Annotated in this window: 13 protein-coding genes; 6 read left to right on the top strand and 7 right to left on the bottom strand. The window is 64.0% G+C overall.

Translation table 11 applies throughout. The features are described 5' to 3' along the window. Window positions 1-107 precede the first annotated feature (107 nt). The 3 genes from JMF82_RS01055 to JMF82_RS01045 all read right to left on the bottom strand — a co-directional run bounded on the left by JMF82_RS01055 (window position 108) and on the right by JMF82_RS01045 (window position 2120). On the bottom strand, window positions 108-563 hold the full coding sequence (locus JMF82_RS01055) for a hypothetical protein (protein ID WP_201312681.1): 456 nt from the start codon (window positions 561-563) through the stop codon (window positions 108-110). A 72-nt stretch (window positions 564-635) separates the two neighbouring features. Next, window positions 636-1169 carry a hypothetical protein gene (locus JMF82_RS01050; protein WP_201312680.1) on the bottom strand — a complete coding sequence of 178 codons (534 nt, stop codon included), beginning with the start codon at window positions 1167-1169 and terminating at the stop codon, window positions 636-638. Between the two features lie 150 nt (window positions 1170-1319). Next, window positions 1320-2120 (bottom strand): carbonic anhydrase family protein, encoded by an 801-nt coding sequence (locus JMF82_RS01045; protein ID WP_201312679.1) that lies wholly within the window; start codon window positions 2118-2120, stop codon window positions 1320-1322. 82 nt (window positions 2121-2202) lie between these two features. On the opposite strand from JMF82_RS01045, the gene JMF82_RS01040 reads away from it, so the two are divergent. Next, window positions 2203-2931, top strand: a complete 729-nt coding sequence (locus JMF82_RS01040) for a DoxX family protein (protein ID WP_236585233.1) — start codon at window positions 2203-2205, stop codon at window positions 2929-2931. Between the two features lie 22 nt (window positions 2932-2953). On the opposite strand, the gene JMF82_RS01035 is transcribed toward JMF82_RS01040, so the two are convergent. From JMF82_RS01035 to JMF82_RS01025, 3 genes are all read right to left on the bottom strand, one after another. After that, window positions 2954-3619: a CDGSH iron-sulfur domain-containing protein gene (locus JMF82_RS01035; protein WP_201312678.1), complete on the bottom strand. Its 666-nt coding sequence runs from the start codon at window positions 3617-3619 to the stop codon at window positions 2954-2956. A 164-nt stretch (window positions 3620-3783) separates the two neighbouring features. After that, complete coding sequence (locus JMF82_RS01030) at window positions 3784-4836, bottom strand: hypothetical protein (protein ID WP_236585232.1); 1053 nt, start codon at window positions 4834-4836, stop codon at window positions 3784-3786. Between the two features lie 396 nt (window positions 4837-5232). Further along, the gene (locus JMF82_RS01025) at window positions 5233-6132 is read right to left on the bottom strand and encodes a hypothetical protein (RefSeq protein WP_201312677.1); all 900 of its coding nucleotides are present in this window, start codon (window positions 6130-6132) and stop codon (window positions 5233-5235) included. A gap of 250 nt (window positions 6133-6382) precedes the next feature. On the opposite strand from JMF82_RS01025, the gene JMF82_RS01020 reads away from it, so the two are divergent. From JMF82_RS01020 to JMF82_RS01010, 3 genes are all read left to right on the top strand, one after another. Next, window positions 6383-7381, top strand: coding sequence for a restriction endonuclease (locus tag JMF82_RS01020; RefSeq protein WP_201312676.1), 999 nt, complete (start codon window positions 6383-6385; stop codon window positions 7379-7381). A 361-nt stretch (window positions 7382-7742) separates the two neighbouring features. After that, on the top strand, window positions 7743-8303 hold the full coding sequence (locus JMF82_RS01015) for a cytochrome P460 family protein (RefSeq protein WP_201312675.1): 561 nt from the start codon (window positions 7743-7745) through the stop codon (window positions 8301-8303). Between the two features lie 260 nt (window positions 8304-8563). Further along, a complete protein-coding gene (locus JMF82_RS01010; RefSeq protein ID WP_201312674.1) occupies window positions 8564-9061 on the top strand; it encodes a hypothetical protein in 498 nt (165 codons plus the stop codon). Between the two features lie 557 nt (window positions 9062-9618). On the opposite strand, the gene JMF82_RS01005 is transcribed toward JMF82_RS01010, so the two are convergent. Next, a complete protein-coding gene (locus JMF82_RS01005; protein ID WP_201312673.1) occupies window positions 9619-10812 on the bottom strand; it encodes a GGDEF domain-containing protein in 1194 nt (397 codons plus the stop codon). 396 nt (window positions 10813-11208) lie between these two features. Here JMF82_RS01005 and JMF82_RS01000 point away from each other — a divergent pair, with 396 nt between their 5' ends. Both JMF82_RS01000 and JMF82_RS00995 read left to right on the top strand, forming a co-directional pair. Beyond that, window positions 11209-12141 (top strand): cytochrome b/b6 domain-containing protein, encoded by a 933-nt coding sequence (locus tag JMF82_RS01000; RefSeq protein WP_236585231.1) that lies wholly within the window; start codon window positions 11209-11211, stop codon window positions 12139-12141. Continuing rightward, on the top strand, window positions 12134-12889 hold the full coding sequence (locus JMF82_RS00995; RefSeq protein ID WP_201312672.1) for a molybdopterin-binding protein: 756 nt from the start codon (window positions 12134-12136) through the stop codon (window positions 12887-12889). Before JMF82_RS01000 ends, JMF82_RS00995 begins: the two co-directional genes overlap by 8 nt. Window positions 12890-12902 lie beyond the last annotated feature (13 nt).

Below are 12902 nucleotides of genomic sequence, written 5' to 3'. Positions count from 1 at the left end.
GGCCGTGGCCGGCCCTACCCGCGGTACATGACGTTACCGGCCCACGAGCTTACGCCGCGGCAAATTATGTTAAAGAACATATTTTGGACACGGGCACGACGCGGTGTTCAGGTGTGGCCGGCAGGAACGTGGGTATCGATCCAGTCGATGATGAAGACGTCCAGCGGCGTGTGTTCGGGCACGTCGATGCCGGCATCGCGCACGAAGGCGGCGGCGGCCTTGATCAGCGACTGACGCGCCACGCTCGTGGCCTGGCGCGCCGCCGCCTGCTTCTGGCGAAGCTGCACGATATGCGCCGACGGCTTCCCGGGCTTGGCGAACTTTTGATAACGACGCAGCTCGTCAGCCGCGAGCGTGGTGTCGAATGCCGCCTGCAGGGTGGCCTTGCGCGCCTTCAGCAACAGGTCGAGCGACGTCATCACCTTGGCGCGCGACTGCGGCGGCGCCAGCAAGCGTTCGAGCAACGGAGGCAACGTGCCGAGTGCTTGCGGCGATGCATCGCCGCCGGCCTGCTGCAGCCGCGCATGAAAAGCCGCGTAGGGATAGTGCATCGTCGCAGTCATGTGAAAGCGGTCATCCGTGGGCGTCCATCCTCTGTGCCAGCGCGGGGATCATCCAGCCGGCGGCCAACACTGTCAGCCCAGTTCGTTGCCGCGGCGCAGATGGACGCCCAACTCCGTCGCCAGCTCGCGCATGGCCTCGGTGTCCCGCGACAGCGTCATCCAGCCGGCGACGCTGTCGTCGTCGGTATCGCGAACCCACAAGGTGTATCCGTGCGGGGCGAGGTTGTCGTAGGCGATGCCGATGAGATCGGCGGCATCGACGTCGGCGTGGAATTCATCCTCGTCGGTGTCGCCGTCCCAATCGATGTCGATGTTCCAACGCGTCGACAGTTCTTCGAGCGCCTGTATGAGCGCGCGCGTGTCATCGGCATCCACATGGAACGTCGAGCGCCAATCGGCCACCTGCTCCACTGCCTGCGCCACGTCCACCTCATCGTCGGGTGTATCGCCCACGACATCCCGATAGCCGGCGAACTGCTGGAACGCCGTGTCGTCGTCACCCGGGTTGATCAGCAGCAGGAGCTGCCAGACATGGGCCTCCAGCGAGCTGTCGTCATCGTCATGGAAGGCGTGGCCGGTTTCGAAATCGTCGTCGGAGTGCGTCATGGCGTGCTACCTCAAGTCGAAGTGGCATGATCGCCGCTGATGGCCGTGTTGCATAGCGCCGCGATGCAGCGCCAGGTCCGCGGCGTCACCCATCCCGCAGATGGCCACATCCCTTCGGTACGGGCGCGCCGCCCGTCCGCAGGGCATTCGTCAATCCGGGTCATCGTCGACTTCCCGGCCATTGACCTTCTGCAAAGGCCGGTGGTTGTCCGGGAACAGCTTCGAGAACGACGCGACCTGCTCCTTGGACATCTGGATGGGATGCGCCAGCACGATCCAACGCACGCCCTCCGTGCAGGGTGGCGTGGTCAACGAGCCGCTGTAGACATAGGCCTCGTGGTTCCTGGGAAGCACCGAGGCGAGATCCACCGCCATCGGCTTGCCGGTGGTGGCAGACGCGTTTCCCTTGGGCGGCGGCAGACTATGGAACACGGGCGCCAGGCTCGGGTTCTCATCGCCCAGCTTGACCATCACGCCCACGACGAGGATGTGCTTGGCGCCATCCTGGTTGACGAAGTGGATCTCCAACGGAAACCGCGTCTTGTCCGTGGTGTGCTCGCTGGGTGAGTGGAAGTGGAACTGGGCCAGCCGGTACGTGTCGCCTTCGTAGACCACCGTATCCTTGGCATCGCTGACATTGGCCTGCACCGTGTGGCCGTTGTTCACCAAGTCCACGTTGCCCTTCTCATAGTCGATGTGGAACTCGCCAGCCTTGCCGGGCTTGGCATCGTGCGATTCGAGGTCAATGGGCGACTGGGCCATGCCGGCGCCGCAGGCGGAAAAGCGGGGATCCAGCGACGCCCAATGCGACGGCCCGGCCTCGCCCGAATAGGCCCAATGCGGCGTCGGCGCAGTCGTATCCGTCGACGACGGGAACGCCAACGCCCCCACCGACACCATCGTGACCGCCACGGCGGCCATATGCGTCACATGCCGCTTCGATGTCCGCATGACCCTTCCCCCGATGACGCCGAACCACGCCCATGGGAATCGGCCATGTCAGTCATGCCGGTTGAAGCGCGGACATGCCGCCGTGACCGCCTTGCCGCCGACGCCGCATGTATTCCCCGGGGCGGGATGGCTGGCGACGGGATTCTCCCCCGGAGATCCTCGCGCCACCGTGAAAAATGGCCAGGTCGCCTGGCTCGCACATCATCCCGGCCTGCCCTTCCCGCCCATCGCATGGACAGACCGGCCCCGTCATCAAGGGAGCGGACCTCATTCGATCGCGGACGCATGTAACCCGTGCGGTTGCCACAGCGAAGGACCCGGCATGAAGACATCACTTCTCGCCAGCTTCGCCATCGCTCCCCTTCCACTGCCCCGCGATATCTACGCGCTGCCGTTACGGCTGATCATTGGCTATGGCTTCATGGAGCATGGCTATGCAAAGCTCGCCCGAGGCCCGGATGCGTTCATCGCCATCCTGCACGCGATGGGCATGCCGTTCGCCGAACTGCTGGGATGGGCCACGATAGCCATCGAGTTGATCGGCGGGTTGTTGGTCCTGCTGGGCGCCTTTGTCCCGGTTGCCGCGTTGCCAATGCTCGTCGTGCTGGCTGTCGCTATCTTCACGGTGCACCTGCCCCATGGCTTCAGCTCGATCAAGCTGATGTCCTACGACGCCATGGGCGCGCATTTTGGCCAGCCCGGCTATGAAACCGATCTGCTGTACGCGGCGGGCTTGATTGCCTTGTGCATGGGCGGCGCGGGTACGTGGTCGCTGGACAGCTACTGGGCGTCGAAGCGAAAGCCCGCTTGAATCTGCCGCTACCTGACGCCACTCAATCGTCCCTGAAATGCACCGCGGCGTGCGTGCCATCGCAGAACGGCTTGTTCTTCGACTGGCCGCATCGGCAGAGCGTGACGCGGTTGCGCACTTCGTACACGAATCCATCGGAGGAGACGACGGGGATGCCGCCACGCAGCCACAGCGGACCGCTGCATGCTTCCACCGGGTCTTCGACGAGGCCGATGGACACCGGCAACGGGTATTCGACCGGCTCGCCCGTCGACCTGTCCCAGGCCACCAGCCGGCCTGACGGGCACTGGTTGACCTGGCGCAGGAAGGTGGCGCGCACCTGTGGATCCTCGGAGGCGGAGACCTGGCTCCAGACCTGCCCGTTGGGATCGCAGAAGCGGGCGAAGGCGCAGAGATTCTGGGCGTCGGTCAGCGCATGCGTGGGGCCTTCGAGGGTTTGTGCCTGGTCGAGGTACGCCTGCCGGCTTGCCGTCTCGGTGCCATCGAAGCCGACCTTCTTGTGCGAGCCATCGCAGAACGGCTTCGACTGCGACATGCCGCACCGGCATAGCGCATAGCTCGCCGGATGGTCGATCGGTGGCCCTTCCTTCCAGTCTTCCGAACCGCCATCGTCATCGGCGACCACGGTTTGCGTCGCCAGCGGGATATCGCCAACGACCAGGTACGGCCCATTGATGGAAACGGTCACCTGGACAGGTTTTCTTGCCTGAGCCATACGATTCACCCCTTGCTGCCCCTGGGGTTGCCCTGATGCCGTAACCATGAACCCGGACGCGACGTGACGGCGTGAATTGGGAGTGGCGCGGCACAGGGAACGGCGAGCAAGGAAGCGCCATGCATCGCCGGATATGCTCAGGGCGAACTCGCGCTCGAGGAAGACGCATGCGACGCCTCGGCAGCTGCCCGCTGCGGCGTATCGAGCGGGCACCAGGTCTTGAGGCGCTTGCCGGCGCGGAACAGATCGATGCATTCGCGCATCTCGGCCTTGAAGGCGAGATCAGGCGTGTTCACCGGGCAGCCGGACGACAGCGGATCGCCCGCCTTGTACTCGTTGATGCAGCTTTCGAGTGACGGACCCTTGGGCAGATTCGCATCGCCGGCCAGGGGTGCTGGTGGCAGGTTGAGGCGCTCATCGCGATCCATGGGCGATGCGGGCGGCGGGGGCGCGGCGCACAGCGGGTTGGCCGCCGTACTTTTCTTGTCGGGATCGCACACGCTTTTGGCGATCGCCTTCAGCGCGTCGCCGATATGCCGCCCCACCGCGCCACCGGCCGTCTCGTTCGGCGGAGGGAAATATTTCTCGAAGCGCGTGGCCTTGTACTGCATGCGGTTGCTGTCGTGCTGCATGATCTGGCGATCATCCGCGGGCTTGGCCGCTTCGGCCTTGGCATTGGCGGTGGCCGGGGCGGGTTCCGTGGAAGGCGGCAGGTGCACGCCGAACACGTGGATGGCGGGCGGCGTGGCCGTGGAAGCCGCCGGCGCAGGCGTCGCCTCATGGTCCTGCACGACCATGGCGTCACGACGGGGTTTCTCGTGCACCGCCGGAACAACCGGCGCTGTTGCCACTTGTCGCAGCGGCACCACCTGCACGGGCGGCTCGGGTGGCTGCGCGACGCGTGGCTTGGCCGGGCGATCGATCAGGCGCACGATCAACGCACGATCGCTGCCGGCACTCGTCACTGTGGCGGGTCGATTTCCGGGCTGCATTTCGTACCACAGCGCCAGCGCAAACAACGCATGCAGCAGGCATACGAGAACCCATGCGAGCGTCAGCGCCGGGCGCGTCAGCGGCGGCTGTCGCCATCGCCCGCGGCCCAGGTTCTCTCGCGTTTCGACATCGAGCAACGCCAGGCCGCGAGCACGATCCCCTTCCTGTCGATGTCCGACCTGCCCAGAACGTTCCACGACCCTGCCTCATGCAAGCCAATAACCCCCGGCAAAAACCTGCGCATATCGTCCGCGCGTGTTGAGGCGAGCCACGGTAGACAGGTTCTTTTGTCGAGGGTTCCCTTGATCAGGAACCCCAACAGGAGTCAAAGCAGGAACAGTTGTCGTGCGGGTTCGAAACCCGTCGATGCTTCTCTAGAAAAGGCGCACCAGACGGGGCTCGAAAGAAGCGGGCGTCCAGGGCGATGCCGGCGAAAGAAATAACGAGCAGTGGCCCCGATCCCTTCCCGGTGATGTGAAGGGGCTGGTCGCTTTCATATGGGATGCGACCAGTACAAACCAGGGCCAGAGTCGACTTCATGGAAAGTGCGCTCCGGCCCTGCCTTGAACGACGACGTGTTGGTCTGCTGCAGATCAAGCGGCAGTTGCAGCAGCCATGCCGGCCATGGCGTCGCCGCCGCACACATCGCGCCATAGGTGGTACATGACGCCGAACATCACCGCGATCATCGTCAACATCAACGCGAGATAGAGCGGAACCATCAGCACCAGCATCAGCCACGCGCCGACGAACTTGGCAATCAGGGTCAGCACAAGCGCGACGATCGCGAAGGCGATGATGACCACGATCCAGGCAAGCACGAGGCTCACTGCAAACACCACCAACGGCAACAGGTTCTTCAGCGCCCCGACCACGCCATCACCCATGGCGCCGAACACGCTGCGCTTGCCCAGTGCGACCTGGCCAAGGCTGATCGCGTAGAAGCCCATCATGAAAAGGCCGACCACCATGAAGAGCGCCATGGCGGTTCCAAAACCCGAAGGCAGCCCCGGCGGTGGCTGGTGCGCGGCCTGTGCCGTCAGCGCCTGCATATACCAGCTGACGATGCCGCCTCCCGCCAGCACGATGACGATGCCGATCACGGCGATGTAGACCACGATGTTCGCCAGACCGAAGCCGATCAGGCGCCATGCTTCGCCCTGTCGATAGGGATTGAAGACGTCGCGCGCGCGAGCCGGCAATCCACGCTCGGCTGCATCGACCACCTGCAGGTAGCCTGCATAGAGCGGCAAGATCAACAGGCTGACCAGCATCGAGACGGCCATGATCGAGACAACTGCCGTCGGGCTCGCCGGTGTGCCATTGGCCATGGCGCCGAACTGCATCGGCAGCGTGATCAGCGTCGGCAACAGGCACGCCACTATCAGCAGTGCTGCCCCTCCCAGCAATGGCTTCGGATGGCGGAAGCCCACGCTGAAGCCGTTGGCCAGCCAGCCAAGGCCAGCGGACGGTCCATTGGATCGTGTCGTCATATCTCCCCCTTTTGGATCGGCGCCCCCGCGCCGAGCAGGTCCAGCATAGCCGTTGGCGCCAAGGCCACCTAGAGGATGTAGCCCGTCGACGGTGCAAAACCAGGAGCCGCGTCGAACTTGGGAAAAAACGCGCCTAGCCCGCTGCCTCGACCCTCATCCCCATGACGCTGGCGCGGGCTTCTCCTCAGCGATAGCCTTCGGGCCTATCGCCAGCACGACAGTCTGGCGTGACCGTCAATCAGGGGGATCCATGGGAAAGCGCAAGGAGAGCGGTTTCGACATCCTGGCTTCGATGACCTGGCCAGCGTGCCTGGTGCTTGGATTGATTGGCTTCATCGGTATCCAGTACGGCATCGGCTGGTTGTGGGGCTCCAGCAGCCATCCGTTTCTGTTGGCCTTTGCCAAGGCGTCATCGACGGGCGTCTACACGCCTCTTGCGTGGTTCGCCCTGTGGGTCTGCACCCTCACGTCGCTCGCTTCGTTCTTCAGGCGGCGCCAGCGCCGGCGCTTGCTGGAATCGCAGACCGGCATGGACAGCCTTCGCAACATGGACTGGAAGACGTTCGAGCGGCTGGTCGGCGAAGCGTTCCGTCGGCAAGGCTACGCCGTGAAGGAGACCGGCCAGGGAGGCGCTGACGGCGGCGTCGACCTGGAGCTGCACAAGGAAGGGCAGATCACGCTCGTTCAGTGCAAACAGTGGCGCTCGCAAAGCGTAGGCGTGCAAACCGTCCGGGAGATGTTCGGCATCCTGGTGGACCAGGGCGCCAACGCCGTGAAGATCGTCGCGCTCGGCGGTTATACGACCGATGCGGCCGCATTCGCTCGCGGCAAGCGTATCGAGCTGGTCGACGGCCGCGCTTTGCTCGCCACCGTCAGGGGCATTCAGGCGAAGAAAGAACCTGAAGTCGCCCTGGACAATCCGGTGCTCTTCGCCGGCGTCGTATTGATCTGCCTGCTGGTCGCGTTCGCACTGTCCAAGCAGCAGCCGGCACGTTCCGCGGAAGCGCCAGGCACGCCGTTGGCGCCGGCACCTCCGGCCGTTCAAAGCGCCACTCCAGCGCAAGGCGTCGGAATGATTCAAACGGCTTCCGCGCCCGCGCAGCCCATCGCGTCGCCTGCCCGAAAGATCTACAAGGCAGACCCACCCATGTCCAAGGATGAGCTACGCGATTGGCAGAAGCGGAATCGCGAGGCCATGAAGATCCTGGAAAAGACCACGCCGGAGCTGGAAACAGCGCCGACGCAATGAACCCCGCATCGACCGAGGCCAGCGTCCGCGAACCGAGGGCCTGGTCAATCGGTTTTTGACTTGGGTGCGAGTAGATACACGTCCCGACCCATGCGTCCCAACGCTGGTTCCAGGCTTATGGGTCGCGCTCTCTCTTGCCCGAAGGCATTGCCTATGGCGCCGAGAAATCAGCAGGCGCAGAAACACGAACTCTACGCCCGGGCGGGTCATGCTTAAGCTCGCCAAACGGCCTATTTCTCGACCTTCAGGCAACGCATAGCCTTGTGGAGCCTAACCAGATACGTCCGGCGTCGGCAGCCCGGAACGCGCCCGCCGGAGACACTGCGACGGATGGCGAATGCACAACCACCGAGGGGCAGCCATGAAACACAACAGCAAGCTTGCGATGGCGATCTCCGCCGCGGTCCTTCTGTCGCTTGGCGGCGCGGCACTGGCCCTTTCCACGCAGGACAAGTACGAACTGAAGGTACCGAACGGACTCGCCTTCTCCGAGTTCAAGGGGTACGAGAGCTGGCAGCTGATCTCCATCAGCGAGAACAACGGACTGCAGGCAGCGATCCTCGGCAATCCCACCATGATCGAAGCTTTCCGGTCGGGCATTCCCGGCAACGGCAAGCCATTTCCGGATGGTTCGAAAATGGCAAAGATCCACTGGACTCCGAAGAAGCTGGAGACCTTCCCGGCTGCAAGCGTGCCCGCCACGCAGCATGACGTGGATTTCATGGTGAAGGACAGCAAGCGGTTCGCCGACAGCGGCGGCTGGGGATACGCCGTGTTCGAGTACGACGCCGCATCCGACAAATTCACGCCGGGCACGGAAGCCAGCAAGCCGCCACAAGACCACGATGCCAAGTGCGGATTTGCGTGCCACACCATCGTGAAAGACAGGGATTACGTCTTCACCGACTACCGCCACCGGTAACTGTGGCGCCACGCCCGGGAGGTCATGCCTCACCGCGCTGGAGGGAGGCAGCCGGACGGGCTTGGCCACTTCCGCCCTCTTTTGCGTCGCGGCGTCGCCCGCGTCGACGGAAGTTTCAGGCGGCCAGGCATGAAAGTGAATAGCGAAAAACCTTCCGCTGGCCGACATGCCATTTAGCAACTAAATAGCAGTCACACCACGAAAGCTTGCCACGGCGATTACCCGACCGGGGCTAATTTCACCTCATGGCATCAGCGGCCATGAAGATGCGTCATGTATTCAGCGTGCCTGACATCCAAGCCGCGGGGGTTGCGATGGAAGTGGCGCGCGATTGCGGGGTCGCGGACAGGGATATTTCATTGATCGCCCGCTCCGACATCGAGTTGGAGGCCATCCCCTGCGAAAGAAAAGTGGTCGATGGCGACTTCTACCCGGCAGCGATCAGAGGCGTGCTTGGCGGTGCGGCGACGGGCTTGCTGGGCGGCCTGGTGGCCATAGCGATCCCGCCACTGGGTTTTACCTTCGCCGGAGCTGCCGCGATGACCCTTGGCGGAGCGGCGGTAGGCGGTTGGGCGACAGCACTGGCAGGCTCGGCCGTGGAGGATCCGGTGCGCCGGAAATTCCACGACGAGATCGCGCAGGGACGCATCCTGGTCGTGCTCGACGCGCCACGGGATCTGCTTGAGCGCGTCGAGCCATCCATGACGCACATTGGCGCCAAGCCCCTTCCTTTCGACAAACCGACCTTGATGACCTGAGTGGCTTCAAGGAGCGGGAAACCTGAACCTTGCGCTGTCCTCAAGGTTGTCTGCCGTTTTCCTGGGGGCTCTTTTACGACTTACTAAGATTCCCCTGATCGAAGCACAACGGTCAGTCACCTAATCTGGCCTTGCTCCCGGGTTGGCAGGACAACTCGGCCAAGCATGCGACCGCCATACTGGCGGAGCACCAACAGGCCGCCGAACACGGCGAACTGGCTGGACTGATGGGCGGCCACGCAAGGGCCGCCCATTTCCTTTTCGGGCGTGAGCCCACCAGCAGTGCCAGATCCATTTGTCGTCACCTGAAGAGTGATCCCGATGCCGCTGTGCCGGAAGGGCCGGAAGCCTGCCTGGCTGGAACGGCGTGAACACGCGGATCGACGGCTCAACCGACGGCTGCGGTACTCGCGTGGCATTGTCAGTGCTGGCGACGCGTAGCGAGGTGACGACTAATCCCAAGCGCCCTGGCTCAACCATGGCTGGCCGGGATCGCACGCCTCGCGATCGCGACGATGCCTCGATGGCCTATGCATCCGGTCCGGCGACATCGCCGCTTACCGCGTTGAATCGTCGGCGCCCATGACGCGATTGCGTCCCGCCCGCTTGGCCGCATAGAGGGCCTTGTCTGCCGCCACCACCACGTCTCGCCAACTTTTTTCTTTGCGCACGGAGACGCAGTAGCCAATGCTGACCGTGCAGCGCAATTCATGGCCGGGTGACAGCGTGATGGTTTCTTCCTCCACCGCCCTGCGCAAACGTTCCGCCGCTTCTTTCGCCGCGCCTGGTTCGGCGTGATGGAGAAGCACCATGAACTCCTCGCCGCCCACTCTGGCCAGGATGTCCTTTTCGCGGATATTTCGCCTTAGCGTGTCGGCGACGGCGATGAGTATCCTGTCGCCCCCGTCATGACCCCATTGGTCATTGATCGACTTGAACCGGTCGACATCGATCATGAGCGCGGCCACGCAGGCGCTGCCGGGATGTGATGCCGCGATCCGCTGCTGCCCTTCCTCCCACATGACCCGTCGATTCGCGACCCCGGTCAACGGGTCCTGGCTGGCGTGGCGGATCAGCTCGGCGTCCAGCTTGCGAGTCAACATCCACAGCAAGCTTGGCGTAATGATCCAGGTGAGCACCATCCGGGAGAGCAGACCGAAGGTCGAGGTAGGGTCCTGCTCGGCATGGGCCATGGGATGGGCGATCCACCACGACAGCCGGACCAGCAGCACGGCCGCCCACAGGAAATGGAATACCGCGGCCAGACGCGCCACCGGCCGCTGTGCCTGGTCCTTGCACTGCCAGAAGGCCATGCCGGTCACGACCGTGGTCAAGCCCGTCAGCACGCTGCCCAAGATAACCATATGGCGGAGGTTTTCGCCCTCCTTGAGGACCAGCACGGTCTCGACCAGCGCAATCGCGATCACCGGCACCAACACCCACAACCCGCGCCAGCGCAGTTCCAGGTAAACGTTGACGGCAAGTAACGCCAGGATCGCGCCCGCGTCGATCAAGAGATTTCCGACCAGCCCCAGCGCCGGAAAGTCGACGTGAAAAGCTGGGAGGAAAAGTACCCCGAAGCCGGCCGCAAAGGCTGCGTAGCTGATACCCCATAGCAGCACGCCAAGGAGGTGCTTGACCCGGGGGTGGCCTAGATACAAGGCAAAGAAGAAGGCGGAGGACAGCGCGGCCAGCAACGCGTTGACCAGTAGCAGCGTGCCCGCATGCACCAGACCCGCGATCCATTCCATAGCCTCTCCAAATGACGATGGCGCTACGCTGCCGGATTATCTTCGTATCCGGCCGGCGGGCAAAGCGCCCCTGGATATCCCGTGGTCTCGTATCGGCAGCCTGCAGGCCGCCTTGAGAAAGGCGCGATGCTCGGGCCGCGGCACGGATGCAAAGGCGCGGCGTGGACGTCCCGAGGGCGCGGTGTAACCTGCCGGCGTCCGGGCGCGAAATAACCGGTAGGACGGAGGTAGAACATCAGCCTTGGCGCGAAGTCGTTTGCCTGAACCGACAGGCCCGCGAGGCCGGATTTGAGCGCCACATGGCCACGGCGATCGCCGTGGCCAGCACGTCCGTGGCGGCGCGAGTAGGCTACGCAGCATGCCGTTCGGTTTGCCCTGCTTCCCTGGAGTACGGCCATGAGTTCGGAAAGCCTCGATGCTGGCGCAATGCCTTCCACTCCCGTGGATGTAAAGCCATCGCGCAGGATCGTCTATCGACACGCGTTGCCGATCCGCATCATGCATTGGATCAATGTTGTTGCGCTGACGCTCATGTTCCTCAGCGGATTGCAGATATTCAACGCTCATCCGCGTTTGTACTGGGGCAATCGATCCGACGAAGGCACGGCGATCCTCGCCTTGGGCGCGCGCCAGGACGCGGCCGGCAACCTGCAGGGTGTCACGCGCATCGGCAAGCACGAGTTCAACACGACCGGCGTGCTTGGCGTATCCAACGGCGAGGATGGCAGTGCGCAGATGCGCGGGTTTCCCTCATGGCTCACCGTGCCCGGCCCGCAGTGGCTGGCGATGGGGCGGCGCTGGCATTTCTTCTTTGCGTGGGTATTCGTGTTGAACGGCCTGTGTTTCGTGGGCTACGCCGCAGCCACGCGCCATCTGCAACGCGACCTGTGGCCCACGGGCGCGGACTGGCGCGGCATCGGCCGATCCGTTGTCGATCACCTGCGTTTCAAGCACCCGCACGGCGAGGAGGCGCTGCGTTACAACATCCTGCAGCGGCTTGCCTACCTCACCGTCATCTTCGTGTTCGGCGTGGGCATCGTGCTCATGGGGCTGGCCATGTCGCCCCGCATGGATGCCGTGCTTTCGCCTCTGGTCGAAGCCGTCGGCGGCCGGCAGTCGGCGCGCACCATTCATTTCATCATCGCCTGGGGCTTCGTGGCCTTCGTGCTGATCCACCTGTTCGAAGTGTTGATCACCGGTGTGTTCAACCAGCTGCGGGGCATGATCACCGGCTACTACGCCATCGATGCCACGCCAGCCGCCCCACCGCCCCCGGACGGAGAGGCGCCCGACACATCCGGCCCATCGGAGGACCGCCCTCATGACTGATCGCCGATCGTTCCTGCGCATGACGATGGTGGGCGCGGCGAGCGTGCTCGCCGCCGGTTGTGACCGCATCTCGCAGACGCTGTGGGGCCCCGACGTGCTCGGCAAGGCGGAGGGGCTGAATCGCCGCGTGCAGGCCTTGCTGTCGCCGTCGAGCAGCATGGCCAGGGAATATGCCGAAGCCGACATATCGCCGGTGTTCCATCCCAATGGCACCACCATGCCCGCCACGCCGGCCTACCAGGCCCTGATGGCCGACAACTTTCGCGGCTACAAACTGCGGGTGGATGGGCTGGTGAGCCGGCCGGCCATGCTCTCCATCGATGACCTGAAGCGCCTGGACGTGCGTACGCAGATCACGCGCCACGACTGCGTGGAAGGTTGGAGCGCCATCGGCAAGTGGGAGGGAACGCGACTTTCCGCGGTGCTCGATCATGTCGGCGTCGCCCCGCAGGCGCGCTTCGTCATGTTCCATTGCTTTGACGAGATGGAAGAAGACACGCCTTACTACGAGAGCATCGACCTCGCCGAGGCCAGGCACCCGCAAACCCTGCTGGCCTACGCCTTGAACGACCAGCCGCTGCCGGTGCCCAACGGTGCGCCCTTGCGCCTGCGCATTGGGCGCCAACTCGGCTACAAGCAGGCGAAGTATCTTGCCCGCATCGAACTGGTCAGCTCGTTCGACGATATCGGCGACGGCAAGGGCGGCTACTGGGAGGACCAAGGCTACGAATGGTATGCCGGCATCTGAATCCCGCCCTCGT

Origin of the sequence: Dyella sp. EPa41 (assembly GCF_016586165.1) — a bacterium.
Lineage (GTDB): Bacteria > Pseudomonadota > Gammaproteobacteria > Xanthomonadales > Rhodanobacteraceae > Dyella.
This window is presented reverse-complemented; position numbering and strand designations above follow the sequence as displayed.